The 24,073-nt window shown below is 60.6% G+C and carries 40 protein-coding genes; 8 read left to right on the top strand and 32 right to left on the bottom strand.

Annotated features, from left to right (window positions below):
- Positions 1-5: 5 nt before the first annotated feature.
- The 31 genes from MUW49_RS16050 to MUW49_RS16200 all read right to left on the bottom strand — a co-directional run bounded on the left by MUW49_RS16050 (position 6) and on the right by MUW49_RS16200 (position 17,037).
- Entirely contained in the window at positions 6-191 is a 186-nt protein-coding gene (locus MUW49_RS16050; protein ID WP_223940203.1) for a hypothetical protein, read from the bottom strand.
- Positions 192-196: 5 nt separating this feature from the next.
- Positions 197-607: a hypothetical protein gene (locus MUW49_RS16055; RefSeq protein ID WP_244812951.1), complete on the bottom strand. Its 411-nt coding sequence runs from the start codon at positions 605-607 to the stop codon at positions 197-199.
- A 6-nt stretch (positions 608-613) separates the two neighbouring features.
- A complete protein-coding gene (locus tag MUW49_RS16060; protein ID WP_244812952.1) occupies positions 614-1,060 on the bottom strand; it encodes a hypothetical protein in 447 nt (148 codons plus the stop codon).
- Positions 1,057-1,425 carry a hypothetical protein gene (locus tag MUW49_RS16065; RefSeq protein WP_104452836.1) on the bottom strand — a complete coding sequence of 123 codons (369 nt, stop codon included), beginning with the start codon at positions 1,423-1,425 and terminating at the stop codon, positions 1,057-1,059. Before MUW49_RS16065 ends, MUW49_RS16060 begins: the two co-directional genes overlap by 4 nt.
- On the bottom strand, positions 1,422-1,982 hold the full coding sequence (locus MUW49_RS16070; protein ID WP_104452835.1) for an HK97-gp10 family putative phage morphogenesis protein: 561 nt from the start codon (positions 1,980-1,982) through the stop codon (positions 1,422-1,424). The genes MUW49_RS16065 and MUW49_RS16070 overlap by 4 nt, the downstream gene beginning before the upstream one ends.
- The gene (locus MUW49_RS16075; protein ID WP_241871154.1) at positions 1,979-2,302 is read right to left on the bottom strand and encodes a phage head closure protein; all 324 of its coding nucleotides are present in this window, start codon (positions 2,300-2,302) and stop codon (positions 1,979-1,981) included. The genes MUW49_RS16070 and MUW49_RS16075 overlap by 4 nt, the downstream gene beginning before the upstream one ends.
- A gap of 57 nt (positions 2,303-2,359) precedes the next feature.
- The gene (locus MUW49_RS16080) at positions 2,360-2,872 is read right to left on the bottom strand and encodes a DUF4468 domain-containing protein (protein ID WP_164884650.1); all 513 of its coding nucleotides are present in this window, start codon (positions 2,870-2,872) and stop codon (positions 2,360-2,362) included.
- A gap of 90 nt (positions 2,873-2,962) precedes the next feature.
- Positions 2,963-3,301: a head-tail connector protein gene (locus MUW49_RS16085; RefSeq protein WP_244812953.1), complete on the bottom strand. Its 339-nt coding sequence runs from the start codon at positions 3,299-3,301 to the stop codon at positions 2,963-2,965.
- Positions 3,288-3,482: a hypothetical protein gene (locus MUW49_RS16090; protein ID WP_244812954.1), complete on the bottom strand. Its 195-nt coding sequence runs from the start codon at positions 3,480-3,482 to the stop codon at positions 3,288-3,290. The genes MUW49_RS16085 and MUW49_RS16090 overlap by 14 nt, the downstream gene beginning before the upstream one ends.
- Positions 3,483-3,535: 53 nt before the next feature.
- The gene (locus tag MUW49_RS16095) at positions 3,536-4,738 is read right to left on the bottom strand and encodes a phage major capsid protein (RefSeq protein ID WP_128341913.1); all 1,203 of its coding nucleotides are present in this window, start codon (positions 4,736-4,738) and stop codon (positions 3,536-3,538) included.
- A 61-nt stretch (positions 4,739-4,799) separates the two neighbouring features.
- Complete coding sequence (locus tag MUW49_RS16100) at positions 4,800-5,411, bottom strand: HK97 family phage prohead protease (RefSeq protein WP_244812955.1); 612 nt, start codon at positions 5,409-5,411, stop codon at positions 4,800-4,802.
- Positions 5,386-6,651, bottom strand: coding sequence for a phage portal protein (locus tag MUW49_RS16105; protein ID WP_244812956.1), 1,266 nt, complete (start codon positions 6,649-6,651; stop codon positions 5,386-5,388). Before MUW49_RS16105 ends, MUW49_RS16100 begins: the two co-directional genes overlap by 26 nt.
- Positions 6,626-6,817, bottom strand: coding sequence for a hypothetical protein (locus tag MUW49_RS16110; protein WP_128341918.1), 192 nt, complete (start codon positions 6,815-6,817; stop codon positions 6,626-6,628). The genes MUW49_RS16105 and MUW49_RS16110 overlap by 26 nt, the downstream gene beginning before the upstream one ends.
- On the bottom strand, positions 6,801-8,546 hold the full coding sequence (locus MUW49_RS16115) for a terminase TerL endonuclease subunit (protein WP_244812957.1): 1,746 nt from the start codon (positions 8,544-8,546) through the stop codon (positions 6,801-6,803). Before MUW49_RS16115 ends, MUW49_RS16110 begins: the two co-directional genes overlap by 17 nt.
- 2 nt (positions 8,547-8,548) lie before the next feature.
- Positions 8,549-8,989, bottom strand: a complete 441-nt coding sequence (locus tag MUW49_RS16120; protein ID WP_223940217.1) for a phage terminase small subunit P27 family — start codon at positions 8,987-8,989, stop codon at positions 8,549-8,551.
- 265 nt (positions 8,990-9,254) lie between these two features.
- A complete protein-coding gene (locus MUW49_RS16125) occupies positions 9,255-9,614 on the bottom strand; it encodes an HNH endonuclease (protein ID WP_161470033.1) in 360 nt (119 codons plus the stop codon).
- A 1-nt stretch (position 9,615) separates the two neighbouring features.
- Positions 9,616-10,209, bottom strand: a complete 594-nt coding sequence (locus MUW49_RS16130; RefSeq protein WP_307774023.1) for a DUF2514 family protein — start codon at positions 10,207-10,209, stop codon at positions 9,616-9,618.
- A complete protein-coding gene (locus MUW49_RS16135; protein WP_045525021.1) occupies positions 10,152-10,643 on the bottom strand; it encodes a lysozyme in 492 nt (163 codons plus the stop codon). Before MUW49_RS16135 ends, MUW49_RS16130 begins: the two co-directional genes overlap by 58 nt.
- Positions 10,644-10,645: 2 nt before the next feature.
- The gene (locus MUW49_RS16140; RefSeq protein WP_244812958.1) at positions 10,646-10,852 is read right to left on the bottom strand and encodes a hypothetical protein; all 207 of its coding nucleotides are present in this window, start codon (positions 10,850-10,852) and stop codon (positions 10,646-10,648) included.
- Positions 10,853-11,045: 193 nt separating this feature from the next.
- The gene (locus MUW49_RS16145) at positions 11,046-11,567 is read right to left on the bottom strand and encodes an antitermination protein (RefSeq protein WP_244812959.1); all 522 of its coding nucleotides are present in this window, start codon (positions 11,565-11,567) and stop codon (positions 11,046-11,048) included.
- Positions 11,568-11,661: 94 nt separating this feature from the next.
- Positions 11,662-12,048, bottom strand: a complete 387-nt coding sequence (locus MUW49_RS16150) for a RusA family crossover junction endodeoxyribonuclease (RefSeq protein ID WP_202605893.1) — start codon at positions 12,046-12,048, stop codon at positions 11,662-11,664.
- Positions 12,035-13,027, bottom strand: a complete 993-nt coding sequence (locus tag MUW49_RS16155; RefSeq protein WP_244812960.1) for a DUF968 domain-containing protein — start codon at positions 13,025-13,027, stop codon at positions 12,035-12,037. The genes MUW49_RS16150 and MUW49_RS16155 overlap by 14 nt, the downstream gene beginning before the upstream one ends.
- Positions 13,024-13,221: a DUF3283 family protein gene (locus MUW49_RS16160; RefSeq protein ID WP_041211153.1), complete on the bottom strand. Its 198-nt coding sequence runs from the start codon at positions 13,219-13,221 to the stop codon at positions 13,024-13,026. Before MUW49_RS16160 ends, MUW49_RS16155 begins: the two co-directional genes overlap by 4 nt.
- A complete protein-coding gene (locus MUW49_RS16165; RefSeq protein ID WP_244812961.1) occupies positions 13,218-13,928 on the bottom strand; it encodes a phage regulatory protein/antirepressor Ant in 711 nt (236 codons plus the stop codon). Before MUW49_RS16165 ends, MUW49_RS16160 begins: the two co-directional genes overlap by 4 nt.
- Before the next feature lie 76 nt (positions 13,929-14,004).
- Positions 14,005-14,286, bottom strand: a complete 282-nt coding sequence (locus tag MUW49_RS16170) for a hypothetical protein (RefSeq protein ID WP_244812962.1) — start codon at positions 14,284-14,286, stop codon at positions 14,005-14,007.
- A complete protein-coding gene (locus MUW49_RS16175; protein WP_244812963.1) occupies positions 14,286-14,771 on the bottom strand; it encodes a hypothetical protein in 486 nt (161 codons plus the stop codon). The genes MUW49_RS16170 and MUW49_RS16175 overlap by 1 nt, the downstream gene beginning before the upstream one ends.
- Entirely contained in the window at positions 14,749-15,753 is a 1,005-nt protein-coding gene (locus tag MUW49_RS16180) for a hypothetical protein (RefSeq protein ID WP_244812964.1), read from the bottom strand. Before MUW49_RS16180 ends, MUW49_RS16175 begins: the two co-directional genes overlap by 23 nt.
- A 52-nt stretch (positions 15,754-15,805) precedes the next feature.
- Positions 15,806-16,072, bottom strand: a complete 267-nt coding sequence (locus MUW49_RS16185) for a hypothetical protein (RefSeq protein ID WP_244812965.1) — start codon at positions 16,070-16,072, stop codon at positions 15,806-15,808.
- A complete protein-coding gene (locus MUW49_RS16190) occupies positions 16,062-16,343 on the bottom strand; it encodes a hypothetical protein (protein ID WP_244812966.1) in 282 nt (93 codons plus the stop codon). The genes MUW49_RS16185 and MUW49_RS16190 overlap by 11 nt, the downstream gene beginning before the upstream one ends.
- A complete protein-coding gene (locus tag MUW49_RS16195) occupies positions 16,343-16,864 on the bottom strand; it encodes a phage regulatory CII family protein (protein ID WP_244812967.1) in 522 nt (173 codons plus the stop codon). Before MUW49_RS16195 ends, MUW49_RS16190 begins: the two co-directional genes overlap by 1 nt.
- Positions 16,861-17,037, bottom strand: coding sequence for a Cro/CI family transcriptional regulator (locus MUW49_RS16200; protein ID WP_050498207.1), 177 nt, complete (start codon positions 17,035-17,037; stop codon positions 16,861-16,863). The genes MUW49_RS16195 and MUW49_RS16200 overlap by 4 nt, the downstream gene beginning before the upstream one ends.
- An 87-nt stretch (positions 17,038-17,124) precedes the next feature.
- On the opposite strand from MUW49_RS16200, the gene MUW49_RS16205 reads away from it, so the two are divergent.
- The 8 genes from MUW49_RS16205 to ssb all read left to right on the top strand — a co-directional run bounded on the left by MUW49_RS16205 (position 17,125) and on the right by ssb (position 22,710).
- A complete protein-coding gene (locus MUW49_RS16205; protein ID WP_041211151.1) occupies positions 17,125-17,775 on the top strand; it encodes a S24 family peptidase in 651 nt (216 codons plus the stop codon).
- Positions 17,776-17,979: 204 nt separating this feature from the next.
- Positions 17,980-18,564, top strand: coding sequence for a hypothetical protein (locus MUW49_RS16210; RefSeq protein ID WP_244812968.1), 585 nt, complete (start codon positions 17,980-17,982; stop codon positions 18,562-18,564).
- A 134-nt stretch (positions 18,565-18,698) separates the two neighbouring features.
- On the top strand, positions 18,699-19,043 hold the full coding sequence (locus MUW49_RS16215; protein ID WP_244812969.1) for a DUF4406 domain-containing protein: 345 nt from the start codon (positions 18,699-18,701) through the stop codon (positions 19,041-19,043).
- Positions 19,040-20,884 carry a phage N-6-adenine-methyltransferase gene (locus MUW49_RS16220; RefSeq protein ID WP_244812970.1) on the top strand — a complete coding sequence of 615 codons (1,845 nt, stop codon included), beginning with the start codon at positions 19,040-19,042 and terminating at the stop codon, positions 20,882-20,884. The genes MUW49_RS16215 and MUW49_RS16220 overlap by 4 nt, the downstream gene beginning before the upstream one ends.
- Entirely contained in the window at positions 20,881-21,297 is a 417-nt protein-coding gene (locus tag MUW49_RS16225) for a hypothetical protein (RefSeq protein ID WP_161470043.1), read from the top strand. The genes MUW49_RS16220 and MUW49_RS16225 overlap by 4 nt, the downstream gene beginning before the upstream one ends.
- A 13-nt stretch (positions 21,298-21,310) precedes the next feature.
- Complete coding sequence (locus MUW49_RS16230) at positions 21,311-21,610, top strand: hypothetical protein (protein ID WP_041205538.1); 300 nt, start codon at positions 21,311-21,313, stop codon at positions 21,608-21,610.
- A gap of 21 nt (positions 21,611-21,631) precedes the next feature.
- The gene (locus tag MUW49_RS16235) at positions 21,632-22,246 is read left to right on the top strand and encodes a 3'-5' exonuclease (RefSeq protein ID WP_103857820.1); all 615 of its coding nucleotides are present in this window, start codon (positions 21,632-21,634) and stop codon (positions 22,244-22,246) included.
- Positions 22,243-22,710, top strand: coding sequence for a single-stranded DNA-binding protein (ssb, locus tag MUW49_RS16240; protein ID WP_005324058.1), 468 nt, complete (start codon positions 22,243-22,245; stop codon positions 22,708-22,710). Before MUW49_RS16235 ends, ssb begins: the two co-directional genes overlap by 4 nt.
- Positions 22,711-22,868: 158 nt before the next feature.
- Here ssb and MUW49_RS16245 read toward each other — a convergent pair whose 3' ends face one another.
- Positions 22,869-24,062, bottom strand: a complete 1,194-nt coding sequence (locus MUW49_RS16245; RefSeq protein WP_158656270.1) for a site-specific integrase — start codon at positions 24,060-24,062, stop codon at positions 22,869-22,871.
- Positions 24,063-24,073 lie beyond the last annotated feature (11 nt).

Raw genomic sequence — 24,073 nt, forward strand, 5'->3', positions numbered from 1 at the left:
GATCCTTAGCCCAGCAGCGCCTTGACGGCCTGCCGGGACTCTTCCGGGGTGATGGTGTTGGGGTCTTTCGGAGTGGGGTGCAGGCGCTCATGTTCTAGGGCGTACCACGCGACCCAGGTATCCAGCTCGGAGACCGGCAAGGCCATGATCTCCGTGAGGCTCTTGTGCAGATCCAGCGCCAGCCGGATCACCCATTTCAGGGTGTCGCTGGCGCGGATTCGTTTTTTTCCTGCTCCGTGGCCTGCTCACCCATCCGGTTCAGGGCCTTGGCCACGGGTATCAGCCGGTCAACCAGAGACATGGGCATGGCGTCCATCAGCTGCGGCACATCGTCTTGGGTAGCCAGCGGATCTCCATCCTCGTTGACCATACAGGCCACGAGCAGGGAGACCATCCACTGATAGGGGTTATCAGCCAGGGGTTGCCCCGTGACAGGGTCGAAGTTGCGGCGCTGGAATTCGAGCAGCCCGGCGATAGGCATCTCGCGCACGATGATCTCCATCCCCTCCCCGAACTCGGGGGCCGGGACACGCTCATGCCGATAGGCCAGCTTGTTGAGCAGGGCCGCCGCCGTGACAGTGGGCGCCTTGGTTTTTTTGTTCGTCATGGTTGATTAGCCCCCTGCCGCCTTGCCCCAGGTCACGGTGCCGTTTTGCTTACACGGCACCACCCAGTCGATGGTCTTGTCGCCACCGGTCTCGTCACGCATATAGCCCAACAACACCACTTCATACTCGGCGGTAACGCCGTCCGGCCACTGGTGCTGGATGATGACGATCTTGCGAGCACGGGCGGCGGTGAAAAACGCCTCCTGACCAGCGTCGCCGTCATAGGCTTTACCCTTGAGCTCCTTATCGGGGCCGTCGAACAGGCCCGCGATATAGCGCTTACTCGTATCTTCCAGGGTCGTCTGTTCCTGGGTTGGGGTTTTCTCACCGACCTGGCCGATGCTCATCATGCCGATCACCTGCTGAAAGGCAGTGACGGCGCCCTTCTCCTTGAAGAAGGTCAGGGTGCCGGCACCCAGGACGGCGTCTTGCGGGGATGCTGGAGTGGTCATGCTCTATTTCTCCGATTGGTGGTTTGGATCTCAACGATGGCGCGCAGCTCGCTGCCGCCCTCGCTCTTGGCGTCCCGCGCATCGAGCACGGTCACCCGTTGAAACTGATCAGTGGTGGTGCCGTCCAGGGCGGAAAGCCGGTTGGCCAGCTCGTCGAGCTCCGTGCGGCGGGTGGCGAACAGGTCGATCTGCCAGTTGTGACTCTGCAGGGTGATCCCGCCCTCCAGGGTGCGGGCGGCTTGCACCGGCGAGGTGAGGAAGTAGCCCGCCGCCGGCAGCGCGGCCTCTTGAGGCACGGTGCCGGGGTATGGCTCAATGCCCAGGGCGCCGCTGATCAGCCGGTGAAACGCTTCTCTGAAAATCATCGCAATGCCTTGTCGATGGCCGCTGACAGCGTGGTGCGCTGGATCTCGAGCGCATCCTCGATATGGCGGTCAAATGCCGGGCGGATAAAAGGGCGCGCCTCGATACCGGGGTGAATAAGAATCTCTTGCCCTGGGCGGTCGCGACGCAGGTGGGCGCGCTTCTGCGCCTTGGCAGAATCGCTGTGCTTCTTGAGGCTGGCCCCCGAGGCGAGGCTGTGCTCGCGGGTGCCGTGCTCCAGCCAATAGGCGTACACCGGGGCGTCGATGGCCTTGCCTGCCGCCACCTGCACCTTGTAGTTCTTGAACACCCCGACCGAGGCCACCACATCGGCCCAGGTGGGATTGCGCGGAATGCTGACCCGCAGCTTGATGCTCTCGCCAAGCTGACCGGTGTCGTGGTCCCAGTTCTGTTCGTACAGCAACTGGGTATCGGCCAGCACCGGCTGAGCCGAGGTACGGGCGACTTCTCGCAGCACCTTCTTCTGCACGGCCAAATCCAGGTTGGCGAGTTGGCTTTCCAGCTCATCAAAGCCGGACACATCGAACGAAGTGGTCATGGGTCGACCCTCTCGGCGGTGATGGTCAGCCAGGCGCGGCGCTGGTCTGGCTGCGCCAGCTTGATGTCCAGTACCTCACCCGATACCGCCAGCCGGATGCGCTGCGCGGTGGTCACGCCAGGACGGTGGCGAATGCGGATGCTGTACTGCCCCTCACTCACCTCTCGCCCGGCCCGCATCTGTTCACGACCGCCGATCATCTGCACATCCGCCCAGATGGGGCTGGATTCATCCCAGCCATCGAGAGGCTGGCCAACGGCATCGCGGCCAGTCTGACGGGTCAGCAGGGTGATGCGGTCTCGCAAGCGGCCTGCAGGCATGTTTCCTCCGGCAATAAAAAAACCCGCCATGATGGCGGGTTTATGTTGCTGATTAAGTTACCAGTCTGAACGACTGGCGGTGAAGCTACTCTTCATTTCATCACCAAACTCAAGAAGCTTAGGTTTCACAGCATCCAGATCCCCTCGAGTTTGAATCGGTAGTTCCATGGCGGGATACGACCCAAATTCACTGACAGTTGCAGGCATGTCGAGAAGAAGGTTTTTAAAGTCTGTTTTAAACTTACCGTCTTTAGTCTCAACCTTCATCGTGAACTTAACTCTCCAGGATGCCTTACCAATACATTCGAAGCCGGCACATGGATAATTGATCATGCCATTGCCAATCAAGACTCCATCAGCAGCATTTTGATACTCGATGACCGACTTGGCTGATTTAAAGTTTTCCGCGATCCACTTCAGAGAGCCCTCATAAATCTGTCCCTTTGACATGTTAGGAACATCATAGATTTGAGAGAACTCTCTATCTGATGGGTTAATAGGCATATCCGCAGGGGAGGTAACACATCCACTTAAGCCAACAGCCACTGCCACCGAAAGACACTTTTTCATCCTATCCTCCTCTAGAACAAAGGTAAGTAGGATATCGTTTGAAACCAATCGTATTCAATGTAAATGCACCATGGAACAGTGATCAATCCCTCACAACTCAGGATACAGAATTCGGTACGGGCCCAGCAAATGGGCATAGGCCATGGGCACTTCGCTGACGGTGATGCCGGTGACAACGGTCTCCCGATTCTCATACATCTGGGCGGCGTGCATCAAAATGGCTGCCACCACCGCCTTGTTGTCGAGGGTCAGGCCGTAGCTGTCGCCCTCAGGCACCAGCTTCCCCGCCGGGTAGAGCTGACGGCCGATGTAGTTGGCGGCGGCCTGTTCTGCGGCCCCCAGGTATACCTCCAGCAGTTCATCCTCGGCAGTGTCGTCGGCGTCCAGGCGAAGCTGCTTTTTCAGCAGCACCACATCAAGCAGAGGCACGGCTGCCTCCCTTACCCTTGCTTGTCGGTTTCTTGCTGGACTCGGCATCGCCATCGGTGGCGTATCTGGCGATCCCGGCTTGTACCAGCTCGTCCGCCTCCGCCTGGTTGGCAACGGTCAGGGGATCCCCGGCGTTGCCGCTCCGTTCGCCAAACAGCGAGGTCGTAAGAATCACGTGCATAACGCACTCCTATACATCGACTCAAACAAGCCGGGGCCATGCCCCGGCATTGGTTATGCCTTGACGGTCAACACCTTGACGGCGGCTTTGTCTTCGAGCAGGGCGTCGAAGCGGTGGAACATCAGGAAACCGACCATGCCGAACTCGGCATACTTCTCGGTCAGGCGGCGCAACTCCATGCCTTTGACGCGGCGGATCTGGAGGTAGCTGAAATCGCCGTAGGCCACCGCCTTGGCATTCGCGGCCACATCGGGCATCCCCTGGTCGATCTGGTACTGGTCGCCGTCGATGGTGGCGGGTGCCACGCCCGCAATATCAGGCAGCCAGAGCGGGCGCCCCTGTCCATCTTTCATCAGCTTGAGGCCGAGCAGGGTGTTGTCGTTGAACAGCCAGCGGGCAGTGCCGGCACGGTAAGCCGGATCCACCGCGTGCTTGAGGGCCAGCAGGTCGGCATGGGCGATCGCGCCAGACGCCGCCGATGTTTTGCCGCCGGTGACCTGGTTCAACAGCCCCTTGATGTTGTTGCCGGCACCGCTGCCGGAGAGCAGCTGCTTGGCCTCACCACGACCCAGACGGGAGCCGATGCGGCGGGCAATCAGGCCAGCGATATCGACGCCAGAGTCCTGAAGCAGCTCGTCGGAGATCTTGACGATATTGGAGGTCATCTTCTTGGCACCAATGACCACCTGACCAAACTCCATGTCCTGCTCGGTGCTCTCTTCTTTCTCGCCGATCATCACCCCCTCGTCGGCGGTGCCGTCGGTGATCGCCCAGGTGATGGGGTTGCCGCTGTCGGTCTCGAACACGGTGGCGATGTTGGCGAGGCCGCCGAACGCCTTCATGGCCTCGGCCACCCGGTTGCGGAACTCGGTCGGCACGGTGAAGCCGCCCTCGGAGCCGGTACCAACCGTCTGGGCGCGCATCTCTTTAAACAGCTGACGCTGTTCGGTATCGAGCGCACTGAAGCCACCACGCAGCATGGTGTCGAGCACCTTGATCTGGCGCGCTTCGGTGACACTGGTGTCGGTGTCGATCAGGGAGCGGCGCTCGGGGTCGCTGTTCAGGTCGTCGGTGTCCAGGCTGAGCAGCTGCTCCTCCCGGGCGATGGCCGCATCCAGATCCCGCAGCTCTTGGTTCATGTCCCCCCACTGCTTGGTCAGGGCTTCATCCCAGCGCTTCTCGCTGTTCTCGTCGTGCAGTTTGCGCATCTGACCGGCGATGGTGGCGCGCTTCTGCTTCATTTCGTGCAATTTCATGGGCACTGCTCCGTTAGGACAATAAAAAACCCGCCGAAGCGGGTCATGGTTTACAGCGCAGTCATGCGCCGATCAGGTTCAATTCTCGCTCCCGGCGCTCGCGATCCTCAGCGGCAAGGGCACGGGCTTCGGTGGCCAGGTACTCCTGCATGGATCGGGAGGCGGCGGCAGAATCCGGGTAAGCCGGGAAGGCCACCGGGCCGACATCATAGAGGCGGGCAAACTTGGTGATCTCGCGGATCAGCAGGCCATCATCGTCGTAGTACCAACGCTCGCCATCGTGGGCCACCCGGAAGTTGAACGAGCTACCGTCTATGTCTCCCCGCTGCAGCGGGGCCAACACCATATCCCGTACCGTCTGGGTGTCCGGGGCGTCGATCTCGTACCGCAGCCCGGTGTCATCCAGGGTCAGGCGCAGGGTGCCGCTCTTGGTTCGGCCCAGCACGAAGTTGGGGTCGTGGTTGAACAGGCCGCGCACATCGTCCTGCATCACGCTGTCAAAAGCGCCGGGCTTGATGATCTCGCGAAAGCCGCCGAGGTTTTCGCTCAGGCTGTTGAAGGTAGCGCCGTAGCCGATGATCTTGGCCCCTTGCCCCTCCGCACCGGGATCGGCGCGCACCTCGCAGCGGAAGAAGCGGCGCTCCCGATCACTGGTCGCTGTTGCTTGGGTCATCTTTAACCTCGTCGTTGGTGTTTTTGTCTTTATCGCCGATCAGCTTGCTCGCGTTGACAGAGACCAGCATCTCGTCCAACCCATCCCTCGGGTTCTTATCTTCGAGCAGACGGACCTCGTTGCGGGACATCCAGCCATCGGTGATGGCGTAGTGATAGAACTCGGCCCGTTCTTTGGCGGTGCCGCGCAGCAGACCGGCCAGGTTGAACTTGACGTAGTAACCCGCCCGCCGCTCCATATCCGTGAACAGCTTGCGGTTTAGCTCCTGCTCCCAGCGCACCACCCAGGGCATGATGCTGTGGCGCACGAAGTGGATGGCCTGCTCGCTGATGTTGGAGAAGGTCGCCTTCTCCAGGTCGTTGATCATGTGGCTGGGGACGTTGAATAGCCCGGCGATCTCGCTGCGGTTCATCTTCTGGGTGTCGAGGAACTGCGCCTCTTCCGGCGAGATGGTGATCGCCTTGTAGTCCAGATCTCCCGAGAGCAGGGCTGTGCGGCCGCTACCCTTGCCGATACCGCCCTCTTTCCAAGCAGATTTCAGGTTGGCGCGGTGTTGCTTGCCGAGATCGCCAACAGCGTTGGGGGTTTTGTCGATCAGAATGCCGGAGGGGCGACCACCGCCACCGAAGAACTGCGAGCCATATTTCTTGGCCGCGAGGCCCAGGCCAATGGTCTCGGCGTGGTAGCGGATCGGGCTCATTCCCCAGTAGCGGCTGCCGCCAAATCCCTTGATGTGGGCGGCGTCATAGATCGGCAGTGCAAACCAGCGCTGCTCCTGGGCGTCATAGGCCGGGTAATACCAGCCGGAGGCACCTTTGACCGGCTCGCCGATGTGCTCCGGCTCGAACAAATCCAGTTCGATCAGCTGACCACGCCGGTCACGGCGCAACCGGGTGATGGCGTTGCCATTGGTCAGCACCACCTGCTGGGCCTGCTCGCGCCAGTCGTAGCTGGATTGCCACTGGTTGGGCGAGGTGGAGAGCAGGGCGTGGGCAGGATGATCGTTGCCGTCCACCACGTTGCTACCGTCCCGGCGCATTACATGAAGCGGGAGCTGGGCCATGTTGCTCGATAGCCGATGGACACAGGCATAGACCGCCGCCAGGCGCATGGCAGTTTTGGCGGTAACGGCGATGCCGCTGTCAGTCATCGGGGCCAGGCCAAACCATTCGGCCAGCGCCGGATCTGACGAGGACAGCACCTCTGCGCGCGATTCACTCCCGAGCAACATCCCGAGCATGGCGGTCTCCCCATCGTTTCAAAATTACCAGGACGACCAGCAGGGCCAGCCCTATCAGCAAGCCACCGACCAGCAGTAGGGCAGGACCGAGGCCATAGGTGAAGTAGGCCCCGGCGCCAATCAGGCAGAGGCCGAGCAGCAGCGCTGCGTCAATCAAGACGCGCATCAGTCGGGTCATAGTCATCATCTGCATAGGGGCTCATAAACTCGCCCTTGTTGAGCATGGCGCGGCCCACGGCCATGATGGCCGCAACGGCGCCGTCGATCTTGGCGTCGCGATTCCCCTTGCGAGGGAACACGTTTTCGTTGGCATCCTCCTTCGCCATGACGTTGGAGATCATCCAGTTGAGCACCGGATTGCCGTCATGGTGCAGGCGCCCGGAGGCGATCGCCGATTCGATCTCCTTCATCGGCGCGCTGAGGTGTGCCGTGGTCTGCGGGATCGCCACCGGCAGCCAGCCGGCCGCCGCGATTTGCTGGGCGAGCTGCGCCGAGTTCCATGGGTCGTGCGGCACCTCGCGGGGCGAGTAGACATTCGCCAGGCCGATCACCTCTCCCCCGATCTCGCCGAAATCTATCTCGGCGCCATCGGTGGCATTGAGGGCCACCCCTCCGCTGTTGTGCCAAGGGGTAGCGATCCACTCCTGATAGCGCGCCATATTGCGGTTGTCCGGGTCGTTGACCGTTTCCTCCGGCAGCCAGTGGCGGCTGAACAGGTAGTAATGGAGCTGGCCGTCCGACTCGTAGCGGGCGAACACGATCACCATGGAGCAGACGTCGAGCTTGCTGGCCAGGTCGAGCGAGAACCAGCAGGGGCAACCGATGAAGTCCTCTATCCTCAGCGCCGGGTTGCTGGCGGCTTGCCAGTGGCCGAAGTTGAAGAAGGTGACGGCGGCAGTCGTCCAGACGTTGCAGTGTTTGATCAGGTACTTGGTCTGATTGCGAGCGCTGCGCTTGGCACGTAGTAACTGGGCCGCCAGGTAATCTTCGAACACCGACACGCCAAAATTGGGGTTGGCCTTGCGCAGGGCCTCGATGCTGTAGGGATCATCCCCATCATCCAGGGTGTAGATGAGTGCGAATAGCTCGTCATCGGGTTCGACCCCCGCGAGCATCTTGACGCACTCGTCCCAGAACTGCTTGCAGGGGCCGGTCGGGTCAAAGCCCGCCGTACTGATGACCAGCATCAGCGGCTGTTCACGGGCCCCCATGCCAGTGTCCATGGTGTCGAACAGCTCGGCGGTGTCGTGCTCGTGGTACTCATCGACAATCGCCAGGTGGGGACTGGAGCCATCGCCGGGGTTACCAATGATGGGTTCAAACACAGAGCCATCCTGGCGCATCATCTTCTTGGCGGCGACCATGACACCGAAATGACGACGCAGGTTGGGTAACTGGTGCGTCATCTGCAGGGCTGGCTTGAACACCTCCCACGCCTGTTTCTCGGTCGTCGCCCCGCAATACACCTCGGCGCCCGGCTCGTTATCGGCGGCGAACATGTAGAGCCCGTTCCCGGCCGCGACGATGGACTTACCATTTTTGCGCGGCACGAACAGGGCCGCCCGCCGAAACCGGCGCAGGCCGTCCTTCTTGCGCTTCCAGCCGTAGACGCAGGCATGAAAGAACAGCTGCCACGGCTCCAGGGTGATACGGCGCTGGGCCAGCGGCAGGCGCCGCCATTTCCCCTTGGTGTGGGGAAGCAGTTGTATGAACTTGCAGGCCCGCTCGCCGGCGGCGATGTCGAACCTGTACGGATAGGCTTTATCCTTGGCCTTCTCCAGATCGTCCAGGTGGCGCTGGCAGGCCTGCCGAACATAGAGCCCGGCGGTGATTCGACCCGAGACAACGTCGCGGGCGTACTTGTTCGCGGCGTTGACATTCGGATTGGCGGCCATGGTCAGAAGGTCCTAAATTCATTGTCCCCCTCGGGGTCGCCGCCTCCGCCACCTCCCATCAGCCGGCGGTAACTGGTCGGGTCCAGACCAAGCAGACTACCGACCCGCACCAGGGTAGACAGCGCATCCTGACGCACAGCGACCGCCGGGTGCTTCTTGATGCCGCTCTCGGTCGGCGTGGTGATCCCGTCCTCCTTGATCATCTTCTTGGCGGTGAGATACAGATCGAACGAGTCGCAATAGGCCAGCACCAGCGGCAGGTGATCTCCGGTGAGCTGTTTGCGGTTGATCAGGATCTTGATGGTCTGCTTCCACAAAGCAGCAGCGGGGGCGGAGTCTTGCAAATCTTCGGGAACCGGGGGCGCCCTGGTGATCAGTTGGTCGGAGGCAACCGCCGGCAGATCTCCGCCAGTCGGGCGGCCTCCCCCTGCGGCTCTTGTCATAAACGCACCTCGTGTGACATCACGCCGCCACCTCAATCGGTGGCCGTGACATCACGCTGGAAAATTTTTCTTATTTCCCGCCCGTGTAAAAATCCCTGGGCGGCGGTACTAAGGGGCGAAAAGCTGTAGGGATTTGACCACCCCCTCCCCGCCTGGTCCGCGCCCGGCCTGGATTCAATGGGTCAGGTTGGATCCCGAAAAGGATCTCAAAGGGGTGGCATCAAAAGGGCATGTTTTCCGGTCAGCACCTCAAACTCAGGCCATTTCACCGGCTTTTCAGTCGCTCGCGGGCGGTCTTGGCACCATGACAAGGAGCACAAAGACTCTCAAGGTTCGCATGGTCGTCCGTTCCGCCGTGGGTCTTGGCCTTGATGTGGTCAACCGTGGTGGCCTGGGTATAGACCCCTGTCCTGATGCAGGCTTGGCACAGGTAGTTGTCCCGCACCAAGATGATGCGGCGGAGCTTGTCCCACTCCTTGCCATACCCTCGTTGGTGCCGCGACTTTCCCGCCTGGTGCGCCACCCAGCCCGAAACGCGATGCGCATCGCACAGGCCGGAACGGTCAGCAGTTAGGGCTGGGCAGCCACCGGGGTGACGGCATGGCTTCATCCGTTTCGGTGGCATCCTATTCCTTAACCAGAGACTGGTAAGCCCGTTCGCAGGCTAATCCTGATGCTCGAGCTCGGTCATACGCTGCTGCCAACTCACCCGCTCTTTCGTCAGCCCGGCTGAGCAGGTCGGCGAGCACCATGGCAGGATGTCCGGCTGCCGGGCCTCCTTGGGCAGCCCCGGGATTGCTGGCGCACTGACTTGCTCGGGCTGCCAGGCGGCGGGCTTGCTCGCGCAGCCGGCCAGACTCAAGGCTAGCAGCATCGGCATCAGCTTGTGCTTGGGCGATTTGTTCTTGCGCATGCTCTCTTACCTCATCGATTTCTGCCTGGCGGCGCAGTTCTTCCTCCCGAGCCTCCAGCTCTGCCTTAGTCCTGGCCGTGGCCAGACGGGTCGCCTCTTCATCCCACTTCGCCTGCCAGGTCTTGCGCTCCCCTTCCTTCCCATTGGCTTGACCAGACCAGTAGAGCGCCACCCCACCGCCGGCCAGGGCGGCTATCACCAAGGCACCGGCCAGGAACGGCAGCACCTTGCTCTGCTGAGTCACTCCCATCACACCCCCTTGCACTTCGCATTGAGGCGCAGCCGGTCTTTCCAGAGCCCGGGGCATACCCGGTTCCCCGGTACCGAGCAGTCCTGGTTGCCGGAACGCTTGAATAGCAGGATCGCCTCGCAGGCCCCGGGGTAGTCGCCAGCGTTCAGGCGCTTCACGATGGTGGATCGGCAGAAGGCGCCGGGACCGATGTTGTGGGAGAGCTCGACATAGGCGTCGAACTCATACTGGTGGAGTGGCACCTTGATGCAGGCCTTGAGGGCATTCTCGAACACCCGCACCTCCCGAAGGCTCCTGTTCACCGCGGCGACGGGCGTGATGGTGTCACCCATCTTGACCCCTTCGGTGCTCCCAAAGCCGATAGTGGGGAGCTTGGTACCGTGTACGGGGTCGGGGTAAGCCGTCGGCTCAAACCCCTCCCGATTCAGGATCCCCACAAAGCCGGCAGCACTGAGAGTGAGCGCCGCTATGGCAATTCGTACTTTTGTCATGCCTACCCCGCCTGCTTGGCGCGTGGCTTGATGATGTTCGACCAGATAAACCAGCCGATCTGAACCGAAAGCCACACAAGCGTCGCGATCAGCACCCAGTCATTCAAAGAGACACCAGCCCACGACATACTCACCACCGCTACAGGAGGGGCAGATTTCGCAGTTTCACCGACCACAGTGGTAGCGATCTGCTCATGGCCTTGATTCATGAATCCACCCCAGAAACGAAAAAACCTCGGCAAGGCCGAGGTTTGAGAGCAAGAAATAAAAAAGACCACAACCTTTCGGGTGCAGTCTTCCATCGTTGGTAATCAGCCTACACAAAATTGCAGGTGGCCGTCAAGCCACCCTCACCTGCACAAGCAACAACCCCGCCGAAGCGGGGTTCTAGGGGCAAGTGACTTACCGCGTCGTATACCAATAGCGCACCTGCGCCGCTGACTCCTGCTGGTGGCACCAATCCAGCACGGCCAGATAGAGCGGATACCAGCCCAGCTCCCATTGCCCACGGGTCAGTCCACCAGCCAACGGTTCAATGGCGCGTCTGATCTGAGTACCCGGGATGGGGCGTAGCCCGGTACCACCACAGCGTGGGCACACCTTATCAATCGCCTTGCCGTGCAGGCGGCTCAGTTCCAGGTCGCGGATCACTCCCCGCCCCCGGCAGAACTGCGGGTGACAGGAAGCCCCAGGAGTGTCAGCAGTGCGGCAGTAGTGTTCCAGGGCCAGCTCGGCCACCCGGCGCAAGGCCATGCCATGGCCACGTTCCTTGTTGGCCCCCACATAGCGGGGGGCAATCTTGGCGCACTCGGCTTGCACAGCTAGCAGGGCCTTCTTAGCATCCCCTAGGTCTTTGCAGTAACGCGCCATCACCAGCGCCATGCCGGCACCATTGTGCTTCTGAACCATTCCCAATGCCGTCATCACATCACTCTTTGTCAGATGAGAACGCTCCGTTGACTGGGCCTGATAGGCCTGCAGCATCACAGAACGCGGATCCCCTACGGTAATTGCATATTCAAAGCGCACTCATCACCTCCACCGTTACCGACACCATTCCCCCTTTCACTACCGGCCCGCGCTCCACCAGCAACCGGTCGATCTGGCTATCGTCCAGCCACACCCCGGCGTGGGTCAGGGCGTCTTGCACCGCCTTCACCGTGTTATCCAGATCCCGGGCTCGCCGGTCAGGGGCCTGCACCACCAGCCGCAGGGCCAGCCGATCGGGAATCTGCTTGCCGGCTAACTTGGCAGCCAGACAGGCATCGGCCGCAGCTTTGCGATAAACCCTCCCCTCCTGGCTCAGCAGGGTTCTGGGCTTACCGCTCACGGCCACATTGCGCCAGATCAGGTTGGTTGAAGGGGGCCATGGCAGGGTCACTGTCCATGAATCAGCTTTTGGCATTGAACACTCCCAAGGAGCAAGCCAGCTCCAGTGTGTTGATAACGTGCTCCAACTGCGAACCGTGCTTGGCCTCCCAAGCCTTCCACCCGATCCGGTGCAACTCCATGTGTGGCTGGTGGGCGAGTGGGAACACCATCAGATCATGCGCCTTGCTGCCCATCACGCTCATACCGTGACCTACGACATGGTGCGCCTCGATGCCCTCGCGCTGGCCAGTCACCACACAGGGCAACTGCCGGACAAAGGCCAGGTAGGCTGCACACTCCCAGCGCTGGCGCTTGGGCCTGCCCAGGTGGAGGGCCGCGGGTTCTGGGTCGATCTGACGAATAGCTGGTTTGGCATTGATGCGAGCCCGCAGATCGGCCAGTGGATCGCGCTCTGCCACCTCAAGGCGATGATCACGATAGCGAGCATCGGTCTCCCGGTTACCACGGGGCGACCACTTCCGATCCGGTTCGATGGGTGCCAGGCGACAGGCAGAGCGCAGCAGCGGATCCGGCAATGAAGGCAGCACCTTATAGACGGTCGCCCACCAGCACAGATCCCGGGCAGTCAGGTCAGCAGCGGCCACCCCACACCAGCCAGCGACCCGCTGCAGCACAAGCTGCGCCAGCCACCCGGCCACATCGGCGAGGCGGATCGGTAACTGCCCATTGCGGTGCTCGTTGTCGTGATGCCAGCACAAAGGCAGATGGACCCCCTCCACCTCTGCGGTGACGGTTTCCCCAATGCAGCCATCGGCTATCACGCAAGCAGTGGCATTGGCGGTCAGCAGCTCCCCACCGGCGGCATTGACCACTGCGGCGCAGGCCAGGGCCGACACCAGCTCAGGGTACTGGGCCAGCAGGTCAGCCCCCTGATCGCGCACCAGGCGCACCGGCTTGCCAGCCAGTTGACGCCTCACCGCCGGCAGGCTGTCGCCCAGCGGTACCAGGGCCAGCCCCAGCGCTTCGACAAACACGGCGTTTCCTGCGCTCACGCTTGCCCCCTGATCGCATTCAACTGTTGGCGAAACCACTCACGGTGCTCTTCATCCACCTCATCGATGGCGGCCACCACAACCTCACGCCCGATCTCGTTGCGGCGACGGCGCCACACCAGCAGGTGCGCCTGCTTGATCAACTCGATGCGCTGCCGTTCAGACGATGGCAACAGGGCCAGGTTGTGACTCATGCCGCCACCCCACGCAGGATGCCGTCACGGATCAGTCGCTCCACCAGCCACTGCTGGCCCTTGCCGGTGATCAGGGGGGTGAAGCTGATACGCCGCTCGCCGTTGCTGTCAAACGAGCTCTCCCGGGTCGCGAACAGCCCGCGGTCCACATACTCCTGCATCGGCAGGTTCCAGCGCTCCCCGCGGCAACTCATCAAGATCTTGCGTTCCCTCAGCAGGGTGAACAGGGTATTGGGGCCAAGGCCCACCGTCTTGGCGAACGCCGACAAGGTGATCCCCTTCTCCACACTGGCGATCTGCTTGGCGAACTCCACCGCCGGGGCATCCATCGCCACCTTCTGTTCCAGCGCCATCTTCTGCTCGGCCAGCTCGGCAGCAAGGCGCAGTGCCTCCGGCAGGGTCTGGGGGATTATCATCGCGGGCTGGTGGGCTTGCTGCTCCAGCTCCTGCCAGCGGCGAATAATCCGGATCCGCAACTGGGCGCTGTAACCGGCCACCAGACAAAGGGTCTCGTCCTTGTCCAGCAACAGGCACGGCTGGGTGCGACCACGGCCATCCTGGTAATCGCCTGACTTCTCAGGAGATTGAATTTCCACCAGCATCTTGCGGATATCGGCCATCACGTTGTCGTGGCGCTTTCCGGTCAGCTCGGCGATCTCCACGCTGGTCATCGTCAAAGGGGTTGCCCCCCGCATCATCAGTTCCATCACCTCACCCCCATCGACACATTCGCGGCCAGATACACCGCTAACCCCACCAGCACCACCACCATCAGGGTGCCCCTCATGAAATCGCGCATGGGATCATCTCCAGCGTGGCGGGCCGCTGTTGCTGGCCGCGCAGGGCGTTCACCGCCTTCATCACCTCAGCCAGTTCGGCACCCTGTACCAGGTAGTGCCCGGCCCGGTGGGCCTTCGAGGTGAACCCCAGTTGCCGCGGGCAATCCGACACTTCAAGGCGCACCTGTACCGGCAACCAGTCCTTCACCTCCGGGTACACCGCCACCCGCACATACCGGGCGCTGCGAATGTCCCGCTCACAAGCCTCACTGAACGTCACAGCCATCACCCCATCCTCCCGGTAATCGTCACACCCTCGCGGCGCAGTTCGGCCTGCACCTGCAGCAATTCGACCTGAACCGCCTCATCGGTCACCTCGCGATCACGCACATAGACACGGGCCTCCGCCTGCATCTCGCAGGCTCGCAAAGAGACCTGGCGGCCAACAGGGGCAGACTTCGGTACCGGATTGCGCTGCAGGATGCTGGCCTTGACCTCGGCCGGGCGCGGGGCGAACTGGCGGCCAGCGTCATCGGCCAGCTCTAACACCGCCTCGCGGATCTGCTGGGCGGTGAACCCGCGCAGTTGAACACCCCAGGCCATGGCCACACCGCGAGCATTGGCATCCAACTGGCTGGCACTGGCGGGCCAGCACCCAGCCATCAACGGCAACAGCTCATCGGCCAGGAACATCGACATGCCGGTGCTCACCTGCAGACTGGCCTGATTCACGGGCAGACTGGTCACGTTAGAGGGGAGTGTTGTCGTCATAATCGACCCCCGCGGCTCGCAGGGCCTGGGCCTGCTGTTGGGCTTGCGCCAGATTGGACAGGGGGCGCTGGTGGCCGCCAGATGGATTACCGCGCTTGGCCTGCAGCTGGTCCCACTTCTGGCGCAGCTTCTGCGGCGACAGCACGTTGGCACACCAGAACGCATCCCGGCTCACCCAGTCATACAGCTCGCAGATATCGCGGTGGCTGCGCTGGTCCAGCTCGCGCATCAGCCGTATCACGTTCGCCCACTGCGCCCAGTTCGGCTCAATGGCGGTCGGGGTGATCAACTGCACCCGCCGGAACATCCACTGCGCGGTCATCAGGTCATCACCGGTTCCCCACGCCTTGCCGCTCGGGGTTTGGATGGCAGCCTCGGGAATCACCCGGGCCTTGGGTTCGGGATCGGCAACCCTCTCGATGGCAGTTCCCTCCCCCTGCTGGTCGAAAGTCGCGTCAGCGAGTTGCGACGAAGAGTCTTTAAGATCTTTGTTTGTTTTATTGTTTATCTTGTTTAGATCTTCGGCGTGATACTCCGCGCCTAACTCCGCGCCATCAGATTGCGATACCCCCTCAGTCCCCTGCTTTGATGCGGGTTGCAACTCCGCGCGAAACTCCGCGCCAATGTGTTCTGAAACTCCGCGCTGGTAAGGGTCGTAATTGAGCAGGGTGACCAGGGTATAACCACGGGTACCCTGCTTGCTGGAGCGGCTGATCATCCCCTCCTGCTCGAAAGCATCCAGGGATCGGCGGGCACTGTCTTCGGAGATGCCACAGGCCTCCCCAAGGGAACGGGCAGAGCCTACGACCTGGCCACGCTGGATCAACAGGCGATTGCCGTTGAAGCTCACCTCGCAGCGCTCGTGCGCCGCCTCCAGCAGCAGGTGCAGCCACAGCGCCTTGCGCACCGGATCGCGGTAAAACGGCACCTCCTTCAGGCTCTTGTACAGCAGGACAAACCCACTGCGACGGTTGTCGGCCACATTGCATCCTCGCGAAACAGGGGCGGCCACCGGGGCCGCCAGTCTGACTACCTCACCCATGGCTCACCTTCTTCACTCGCGTCGGTTTGGCCGCCTTCTTGGCGTCCTTCTCCTGCTGGCGCAGCTTGCGTTGCAGCAACTTGGCCATCTTCTTTCCCTCCGCCAGACACTTGGCAAAGGCCTGCCCCTTGGCAAAGCACGGCGTGGTGCGAAAATGCCGCAGGGCCGCCTGGGTTGCGGTGTGCACCACATCCGGGGTGTATCCCCCCGCCGTCAGGAGCTGCGCCACGTTGCGCTCGATAAACAGCTCAGGATGCATGAGCCACCTCCTGCAGGTGTTGCTGCAAACAGGCCAGGTGGCGTTGCACCTGCTCGGCCGTGGCCGGAATGCGCAACCCGCTGTAGACCAGAAAGGCCCCCCGGGTGCCCACCACCAGCTTCGGCAACATGGGCGGGATGCACGAGCGGCGACTGCCTTGCGCCCTCGGCGATTGTTGGGTACGCTTGTCCACGTTGTTTTCTCCGCGAAAACCAACCTCGGGTCGGGCTGTTACCGCAGCGCCGGCCCACTCTTTTTGTGCTTCCTTCATCACTTCTCTCCTTGTGCATGTGGCCCCGGGAACGGGCGCACCTGACTGGCTACCGACTCTTCCAGGCTCAGCAGCTCCTTGATGGCCCGGTGCACTGCCGCCGTGATAGCCTTCCGCTCAATGGGGTCAATCACCCCGTCTTGCCTTGCCTCACGCAACTCACCAAACACCGCCGCAACCACCTCACCCACCAGCATCACCTGGTCGGCCAGCTCCTCTTCGGTCACCGTGCTATCCGGCAGGGCCACCAGCGTATGGCCGCGGGCCAGCGCCCAGGCCTGCAGGATGGCGTTATCACCGGTCAGCTCGGTCACCGCCATCGCCTCGGACAGGGTCAGGTGGTGGTCTTCGCAAGCAGGATTGAACTTGTTGTTCAGGGTGGTCGGGCGCTTGGAGCCCATCAGGCGGGCCAGGTCGGTGATGTTGTACCGGCGGCTCAGCTGATAAGCGGCGTCAATGGGGTCAGAAAGGTGGGAGTGTTCCCGCTTCACTCTCGTGGTTGTTCTGGTGGGTTTTGTCATGATGGTCGCACCTGCTCAGTTTTCAGCTTCCCCTTGGTGAGGAGCTGGACCTGACAAGCGCGACCGTAAGGGATTTCTTCCCCCCATAGCGACACTGCCGACTTGCTTATGCCGAGTGCTTTCGCGGTCTTTGTTACCCCGCCAAAGTAGGCGATAACGTCTAGTTTCTTCATAGCCCCTCCTGTCGATGAGGAAAGGTTAAGCAAGCGCAACCCTCCGGTCAAGCACAATTAACGCCAAAAGGTTTAAATTACTTAACTATGAGCATCGGAGAACGCATCAAGCTGTCTAGGTCGCGCCTGAAAATGACCCAGCAGCAACTCGGCGACAAAATAGGCGCAAACAAGGCATCCATTTCACAGTGGGAGAATGGGGTATATACCCCTGACGCAAAGAACCTTTCCGAGTTGGCAAAGGCACTCTCCGTCTCTGTGTTTTGGTTGATGGATGGGAAGGGCGAGCCTTCTGGTCAGAACATGGAGATAGCATCACCAGACACTCACCGGATCCCGGTGATCAGCTATGTGCAGGCAGGGGTATGGACAGCACCAAACGAGATCCGCGAGTGCGATGGCAATATGGCCTACATCACCACAGACCTCGAACTGGGGGAGCGGGCTTTTGCCATAGAGTTGAAAGGCCACTCCATGGAACCGGAGTTTGTCGAAGGGGATGTGGTGCTGATTGACCCGGACGAACACCCTCACCCAGGGGATTTCGTAGTTGCCAAGAATGGTGAGGAAGCTGCAACGTTCAAGAAATATCGCCCTAGGGGAATCGGAGAGGATGGCCAAGAGGTCTTTGAACTAGTCCCACTTAACGACGATTTTCCCACCATGCGCTCGGATCGCCAGCATATCCAAATCATCGGCACTATGGTTGAACATCGCCGAAGAAGAAAGCGCAGATAACAATTCCAATGTATCACCTTGCTGGAATAGTTTGGGGTGATTGAAAACTGTTATAAGTGAAAGGACTGAACAATTCAGCCCTTAATAGACAGCCAATTAAACAACCATAAATTCAACAATGGTGTCTTATGCTTTTATTTTCTATAAGCTAAGAAAAATCTGTCAAAATAACATTGGTTCTAAAAATAAAAACAAAGGATTAATATGAAAACAGTTCAACCATTATTAATAACAACCCTAGCTATTAGTGTTCTCAGTGGTTGTGCAGTGACGCTGCCATTCAACAACCGCCTCTCATATCCAACATATCAAGAACTCCAAAAAGAAGCTGTAGATAGAGATTTGCCAGCGGTCATGATCACATGGGCCCCATCAAGCTTCCCAACCAGGATCGATGTTCAAGGTGCTTCTGGCTATGTGGGCAGCGCATCCCAAACCCGGATTCCGACCGGTGTCGCCATGGCAGCTAGGATCAGTGAAGCCATTAGCGCTTTCACTCAGGTTTCTCCAAATGGTCTTCCTTTACTGATTGATGTTATTGAAGCAAAGTCAAAATTCGAGTATTCAGCTGGCGTATTTAATGTAACCCCCTCTCTAGACGTAGGTGAGATAACATTCAAAGCCAAGCTTACCTTGGGCAAAAGTCAGTGGGTGAAAACCTATTTCTCACGTAAAAATGATCCATCCATAGGCGGTATGAGCGCTACAGGTATCTTGGAAGCAGCTTGGGACGATGTTGCCTCCCAAGTGGCTAGAGATGTTGCAAAACAACTTCAGGCCGTGAAATAGAAACTACTGCACTCAAGCCCACCAGCACGGCGGGCTTTTACCAACAGTAGTGTTAAGCATTCACAACATCAACCTTTACTTTAGCGTTTGGATGACTTAACTTATCCCGTACTCATCAGTACACGGGATGACCCATGTCGAACCAACACCACCAAAAGCGCATCTACATCGCCGGCCCCATGACCGGCATGCCTGACTGCAACCGCCCCGCCTTCCATGCCGAGGCCAACCACCAGCGTGAGCGCGGCCATATCCCGCTCAACCCTGCCATCCTCCCCGAGGGCCTGAACCAAGCCGAGTACATGGCCTGCAGCCTGCCCATGGTCATGCTCGCCGACGAGCTGGTCATGCTCCCAGGCTGGCGAGATAGCCAGGGCGCCACCGCCGAGTTCCACCTCGCCATGAAGTGCGGCAAAGTCATCCGCCAGGCAGAAGACGGCTTTGCCTGGTACCCCACCAGCCCCGAGGTGGCGGCATGAACCACTACGCCCAAGCGCTGGCCGAGCTGCAGGCCCAGCCTGACCACGAACTCAAGCAGATCGGCGATCAGTGGCAGACCCCCAAGGCGCTGGCCTGGGGCCTGTTCCACAAGTTCGCCCCCACCCTGGGGCCGGTGGTGCTCGACATGTTCGCCGACGACTGCAACCACCTGCTGCCGCACTACTACGATGCCGCAGACAACGCCCTGACCCAGGAGCTGGCCGCCGACCTGCGCCGCCTGGGGGGCGCCGCCTACGCCAACCCACCCTACTCGCGCCCCTGTACGGATAGCGAGGGGAACCCCATCACCGGGATGGAGGCCATCCTCAACTACTGCCGCGAGCAACGGGCGCTGGGCGCCAAGATCATGTTGCTCATCAAGGCCGCCACCAGCGAAACCTGGTGGCCGGAAGATGCCGACTTCATCCAGTTCATCAGCGGCCGTATCGGCTTTGAGGTACCGAGCTGGTACGTGCCTCGCGACCCCAAGAAGGACAAGCCCAGCTCTAGCGGCTTCGCCTCAGCCGTAGTGATCTTCGACGCCAGCTGGCAGGGCGAGCGCCGCCCCGAGGCACGCCTGCGCCGTGACGACCTCATCACCACCGGTCAGATCATCCTCGATATGATCCACCGCCAGGCGGTGACCCTTATCGAGGAGGCCGAGTACTCCCTCGCGAAGACCCGTCAGGGCCATGTTCCCGACGCCGGGAAAATGGTCGAGCCTAACCATATCGGCGACACCAACAACATGGTTGCCCAGACCGCGTTGGAGCCAGCGATGATGCAGGAGCAACCCGCGGTAGCCGAGCCAGCAGCATGGGAGCCACCAGTGGCCAGCGATGAGGCAACCAACGCCGCAGCTGCCAGCGAGCTGGCAATGCTGGAGCAGACGATCCCCACCAGTGCGAGCACCAAGCTGGCCGAACTGGGCTATGCCGATGCCAGCAGCATCATGGCCAAGCAGATTGGGCGCGTTTATCTCGGCGAAGAGCAACAGGATACGGTCAGGGGCTATGTGCAGGGTTGGCTGGACGAGCCTTATCCGCTCTCCGAGATCTTCTATCGGCTCGAGCTGGCCGCCGCCAACCTGCTGGCCGGTCAGCCTATCCACCAGGGCTTTGTCATGGAAGATAACCGCGCCCCCACCCTGCCCCGCTGGCAGCGTCACCCAGCAGTGAAGGCGATCATCTACCAGATCGACGATGCCGACATCCTGACCCCAGCCAAGACTGCAGAGCTGGCCGCCTGGATCATCGACAACCTGACGGCCCCCGGCGATCTGCTGACGCTGGCCACCGCCAAGGCCGCCGAGCTGCTGGCCCAAAGCGCCGAGCCCACCAGCCCCGAGCCAGACCATGCCGAGCAGCAGCTCGATATGGTCGATGTTCCGGGACAAGAACCGGATGCCCACCAGGTGGCCGAGGAGTTCAGCACCAAACCGCTCGAGGACTGGGCCTTCGACTACCAGAACGACCAGCTCAATCTGGGCGGCGCCGAGTGGTCGTGCTTTGTCGCCGTGCTGACCGTGCTCTACGGCATCAAGGAGACCTACAGCGCCCGCGAGGTGGCCATCGCCATCTCGGTCAGCGACGAGCAGCTGATGGACGAATACACCACTTTGGACGAGGAAACCAAGGTGCTGCTGCGCAAGGCTGTCTCCACTCTGAAGGAGGTTGAAGGATACAACTTCACCGAGGCCTTCCCCATGCTCGACCTGCACCGCCAGGAGGCCGTCATCGCCTTTATGAACGCCCTGCATAATGAGCCGACCCTCAGCCCCGTCACGCAAAAGAGCGTGATGGTCAATGCCATTACTCGAGTGAATGAGGTGGCAGCATGAGCATCATTCAGGAGGTTGCCGAGTGGGTTCATGCCCGAACCGATGGCGCCATCAGCGCAGAGGTGGCTGCGGCCTTCTCCCTCACGGTCAGCAAGGCCAGCATCGTGATGGGCCAGATACACAGGGAGGCCCGCTTCACCACCCGGGTTGAGCACTTTTGCATGGTCGGGGAGAACGGCAGAGGGCGGCACACTCGCCGCCTCTTCGTGGACCAAGTGCGGGATCCGCAATGGCACAAGACGCCAGTGATCGGCATCAACGACGAGCAGCAGATTGTGAGGTTCGACAGCATTGTCGAGGCGGAACGAACAGGCGGGTTTGTGCGGGTCAGCATCACCCGGTGCCTGAACAACTCTCAGGCGACCCACGGCGGCTATCGCTGGGCGGTCGCATCAAGCGAACAGAATGGTTAGAGGAAAACACGACATGAACGAAAGAATTCTCACCTGTGTGTATTGTGGCCACGAATATCCGCAGGATACCCCGGCACATGGCAGCCAAGTCCTGACCGATCACATCAAAGTGTGCAAGGCGCATCCGCTGCGAAAGGCCGAGGCTGACATTGCCTTGCTGCGCTCGGCGCTGGCTGGCTTGATCGGTGTTAACACCGAGGCCGAGTTGCGCCAGATGGAGGGGGTTATGCGATCCCTTCCTGCTCCTGATGCGGACAAGGCGGTATCAATCAACGCAATCCATGCCCTGCTTGCAACCATCACGAACAGCTGACCGTCCAGAGGAAATCACGACATGAACGATAAAGCCGAGCGGTATCAGGGCGACACCGTGGTATTCGATACCGAAACCCTGGCCATGGACAAGAAGGCGGTGGTGCTCACTCTCTCTGCCGTCCGCTTCAACAAGCACGATGCCGAGGTGGGGATCACCATCGACAATGGCCGCCTCTCCACCGAGGGCGAGAACGTCCTGCACCTCAAGCTGAATGTGACCGAGCAGTTGCTGGCGGGTCGCACCGTTGACCCGGGGACGGTGGCTTGGTGGAACAAGCAGGGTAAAGAGGCCCGTGACGGTATCATCAACGGCAGCAATACCCCGGTGCGGGAGGCGCTGATCCTGCTCTCCGATTTCATGAAGGGAGCACAGCCCTTTGCCCGCGGCACCGACTTTGATCCGCCGATTCTGGTCTCCCTGTTCGAGGACTTCAGCCTGCCGGTTCCATGGAAATACAACCAGGTGCGGGATGTACGGACCTACATCGATGCGCTATCTGGTGGCAGCAAGGGGTATCTGGATGAGTGGCAAAAGCCAGACTGGTTCGTCCCCCATCACTCACTTCATGACTGTATCCGGGATGCCGAACAGATGCAGCTGGCAGAAGGACAAGTGTCGCGGGGTAATGAATGAAAGGCATCAACAAAGTCATCCTGATCGGCAACCTGGGTCAGGATCCTGAAATCAGATACACCTCGGGTGGCATGGCGATCGCCACCCTCTCTCTGGCCACCAGCGAAAGCTGGCGCGACAAGCAGACCGGCGAGCAGAAGGAACGTACCGAGTGGCACCGGGTGGTGCTTGTGGGCAAGCTGGCCGAAGTGGCGGGCCAGTACCTGAAGAAGGGTTCACAGGTCTATGTGGAAGGGAAACTGCAGACCCGCAAGTGGCAGGACCAAAGCGGTCAGGACCGCTACACCACCGAGGTGCAGGTCGACAGCTTCACCGGGGTACTGCAGATGCTTGGCGGCAAGCCGCAGCAAGGCAGTTCGCAGAAGGCTCAGTCCCAGCCACCAGCCAGGCCTGCCGCCACCCCATCTGCGGGCCAGCAAAGCAACGAGCCGCCATTTGATTACGATGACGACCTGCCGTTCTAGGATTCACCGGAGGATTTATGTTAGAGCCCATTGAGAAAATTGAGCAGAAAGAACTGATGGTGATGCTGGGAAAAGGTCGAACCGCCTTGTATCACCTCCGCAATAAAGACGCGACCTTTCCCAAGCCTATCGACCACCAGCCCCTGCGCTGGATCAAGTCACACATCATGGCCTGGATTGATAGCCACAACCGGATCAGTGGCAACGCCTAGCTCCCGCTGGATCACTGTCCACCAGCGCTCATAGGCAGCCGCTTGATCCTCAAGCCAGTCATGTTTGTTGTAAACAGCCATCACGCCAGTCAGGGTGTGCCCCAGCATCACTTCGGTGATATGGGGCGACACCCCCAATTCCGATAGCCGGGTCGACAGCGTTCGACGAGCATCATGAATCCTCCAATGGGGGATCCCCAGGCTGCTGCGCAAGCGGCTCACCAACCGATTACATGAGTGGATCTCCAGCGGCCCATTCCCCTCCCCCTGACCCGGGAACAGATAGACTGGGTCCACCGACGCCATGGCTGCTCGTTCGAACAGTTGCTTGCCCACCGATGTGATGGGGCGGCGGATAGGCCGGCCGGTCTTGCTGATCTCCGCCGGTACGGTCCAGACCATAGACTCGAAATCCAGGTCCTGACGCTTGAGCGTTCTGGCCTCGGACAGCCGGCACCCATAGACCAGACAAAGCAAGTGAATCACTTTGTTGCCGGTTCCGGCCCGGCTGGCCTCAATGGCCCGCCAGATCTTTGCAACCTCTGGCACCGTCAACACCCGGTGACCGGTCTTGGCGGGGGCGCCAACATCCCTGGCCCGCAGACTCATCATGTTGGGCATGTTGATCGTGCCGCGGCGAACATGCCAGTTGAAGCAGGCCTTTAGCCCCGTGATCACCACACGGGTAACCCCGGGTGCCCGTTCGCTGATGGCATCGAAATAGCTCAACCACATGTCCATGGTGATCTGGCTGATTGGCCGGTCAGGCAAGCGGTTCTTCACCGACGAGAAGGTATAGCGATAGTATTTCTGGGTACCTTCTCGGCACTCCCGCATCACGTACTTCTCGAACCACTCATCAAACAAGGCTGCAGGCGTAGGCTCGTCGCCCGAGGCACTGATCGGCGCAACACCGCTTTTGAGCTCATCGGCCTTTATCCGGGCCTCTCGCAAGGTCAGAGCCGGGTACCGACCAAGAGAGGTCCGAACCCGCTTCCCGTCGACCACATGCCGAACCTGGAACGCAACCACCCCCTTCGGTGAGACCCGGACACTCAACCCATCACCGTCGCTCACTTCGCTCGGGCCAGCATATGGTTTACCATTCACCCCTCGAAGCCAGCTATCTGATAACGCCATTGCTACCCCAT

Source organism: Aeromonas sp. LsrichE-8G (assembly GCF_022869435.1).
Lineage (GTDB): Bacteria > Pseudomonadota > Gammaproteobacteria > Enterobacterales > Aeromonadaceae > Aeromonas > Aeromonas caviae.

Coding starts and splice junctions, on each gene's coding strand:
- MUW49_RS16055 (WP_244812951.1), bottom strand. CDS start 607: ATGACGAACAAAAAAACCAAGGCGCCCACTGTCACGGCGGCGGCCCTG.
- MUW49_RS16060 (WP_244812952.1), bottom strand. CDS start 1,060: ATGACCACTCCAGCATCCCCGCAAGACGCCGTCCTGGGTGCCGGCACC.
- MUW49_RS16065 (WP_104452836.1), bottom strand. CDS start 1,425: ATGATTTTCAGAGAAGCGTTTCACCGGCTGATCAGCGGCGCCCTGGGC.
- MUW49_RS16070 (WP_104452835.1), bottom strand. CDS start 1,982: ATGACCACTTCGTTCGATGTGTCCGGCTTTGATGAGCTGGAAAGCCAA.
- MUW49_RS16075 (WP_241871154.1), bottom strand. CDS start 2,302: ATGCCTGCAGGCCGCTTGCGAGACCGCATCACCCTGCTGACCCGTCAG.
- MUW49_RS16080 (WP_164884650.1), bottom strand. CDS start 2,872: ATGAAAAAGTGTCTTTCGGTGGCAGTGGCTGTTGGCTTAAGTGGATGT.
- MUW49_RS16090 (WP_244812954.1), bottom strand. CDS start 3,482: ATGCACGTGATTCTTACGACCTCGCTGTTTGGCGAACGGAGCGGCAAC.
- MUW49_RS16095 (WP_128341913.1), bottom strand. CDS start 4,738: ATGAAATTGCACGAAATGAAGCAGAAGCGCGCCACCATCGCCGGTCAG.
- MUW49_RS16100 (WP_244812955.1), bottom strand. CDS start 5,411: ATGACCCAAGCAACAGCGACCAGTGATCGGGAGCGCCGCTTCTTCCGC.
- MUW49_RS16105 (WP_244812956.1), bottom strand. CDS start 6,651: ATGCTCGGGATGTTGCTCGGGAGTGAATCGCGCGCAGAGGTGCTGTCC.
- MUW49_RS16110 (WP_128341918.1), bottom strand. CDS start 6,817: ATGCGCGTCTTGATTGACGCAGCGCTGCTGCTCGGCCTCTGCCTGATT.
- MUW49_RS16115 (WP_244812957.1), bottom strand. CDS start 8,546: ATGGCCGCCAATCCGAATGTCAACGCCGCGAACAAGTACGCCCGCGAC.
- MUW49_RS16120 (WP_223940217.1), bottom strand. CDS start 8,989: ATGACAAGAGCCGCAGGGGGAGGCCGCCCGACTGGCGGAGATCTGCCG.
- MUW49_RS16125 (WP_161470033.1), bottom strand. CDS start 9,614: ATGCCACCGAAACGGATGAAGCCATGCCGTCACCCCGGTGGCTGCCCA.
- MUW49_RS16130 (WP_307774023.1), bottom strand. CDS start 10,209: ATGCCCCGGGCTCTGGAAAGACCGGCTGCGCCTCAATGCGAAGTGCAA.
- MUW49_RS16135 (WP_045525021.1), bottom strand. CDS start 10,643: ATGACAAAAGTACGAATTGCCATAGCGGCGCTCACTCTCAGTGCTGCC.
- MUW49_RS16140 (WP_244812958.1), bottom strand. CDS start 10,852: ATGAATCAAGGCCATGAGCAGATCGCTACCACTGTGGTCGGTGAAACT.
- MUW49_RS16145 (WP_244812959.1), bottom strand. CDS start 11,567: ATGACGGCATTGGGAATGGTTCAGAAGCACAATGGTGCCGGCATGGCG.
- MUW49_RS16150 (WP_202605893.1), bottom strand. CDS start 12,048: ATGCCAAAAGCTGATTCATGGACAGTGACCCTGCCATGGCCCCCTTCA.
- MUW49_RS16160 (WP_041211153.1), bottom strand. CDS start 13,221: ATGAGTCACAACCTGGCCCTGTTGCCATCGTCTGAACGGCAGCGCATC.
- MUW49_RS16165 (WP_244812961.1), bottom strand. CDS start 13,928: ATGGAACTGATGATGCGGGGGGCAACCCCTTTGACGATGACCAGCGTG.
- MUW49_RS16170 (WP_244812962.1), bottom strand. CDS start 14,286: ATGGCTGTGACGTTCAGTGAGGCTTGTGAGCGGGACATTCGCAGCGCC.
- MUW49_RS16175 (WP_244812963.1), bottom strand. CDS start 14,771: ATGACGACAACACTCCCCTCTAACGTGACCAGTCTGCCCGTGAATCAG.
- MUW49_RS16185 (WP_244812965.1), bottom strand. CDS start 16,072: ATGCATCCTGAGCTGTTTATCGAGCGCAACGTGGCGCAGCTCCTGACG.
- MUW49_RS16190 (WP_244812966.1), bottom strand. CDS start 16,343: ATGAAGGAAGCACAAAAAGAGTGGGCCGGCGCTGCGGTAACAGCCCGA.
- MUW49_RS16195 (WP_244812967.1), bottom strand. CDS start 16,864: ATGACAAAACCCACCAGAACAACCACGAGAGTGAAGCGGGAACACTCC.
- MUW49_RS16200 (WP_050498207.1), bottom strand. CDS start 17,037: ATGAAGAAACTAGACGTTATCGCCTACTTTGGCGGGGTAACAAAGACC.
- MUW49_RS16205 (WP_041211151.1), top strand. CDS start 17,125: ATGAGCATCGGAGAACGCATCAAGCTGTCTAGGTCGCGCCTGAAAATG.
- MUW49_RS16210 (WP_244812968.1), top strand. CDS start 17,980: ATGAAAACAGTTCAACCATTATTAATAACAACCCTAGCTATTAGTGTT.
- MUW49_RS16215 (WP_244812969.1), top strand. CDS start 18,699: ATGTCGAACCAACACCACCAAAAGCGCATCTACATCGCCGGCCCCATG.
- MUW49_RS16220 (WP_244812970.1), top strand. CDS start 19,040: ATGAACCACTACGCCCAAGCGCTGGCCGAGCTGCAGGCCCAGCCTGAC.
- MUW49_RS16225 (WP_161470043.1), top strand. CDS start 20,881: ATGAGCATCATTCAGGAGGTTGCCGAGTGGGTTCATGCCCGAACCGAT.
- MUW49_RS16230 (WP_041205538.1), top strand. CDS start 21,311: ATGAACGAAAGAATTCTCACCTGTGTGTATTGTGGCCACGAATATCCG.
- MUW49_RS16235 (WP_103857820.1), top strand. CDS start 21,632: ATGAACGATAAAGCCGAGCGGTATCAGGGCGACACCGTGGTATTCGAT.
- ssb (WP_005324058.1), top strand. CDS start 22,243: ATGAAAGGCATCAACAAAGTCATCCTGATCGGCAACCTGGGTCAGGAT.
- MUW49_RS16245 (WP_158656270.1), bottom strand. CDS start 24,062: ATGGCGTTATCAGATAGCTGGCTTCGAGGGGTGAATGGTAAACCATAT.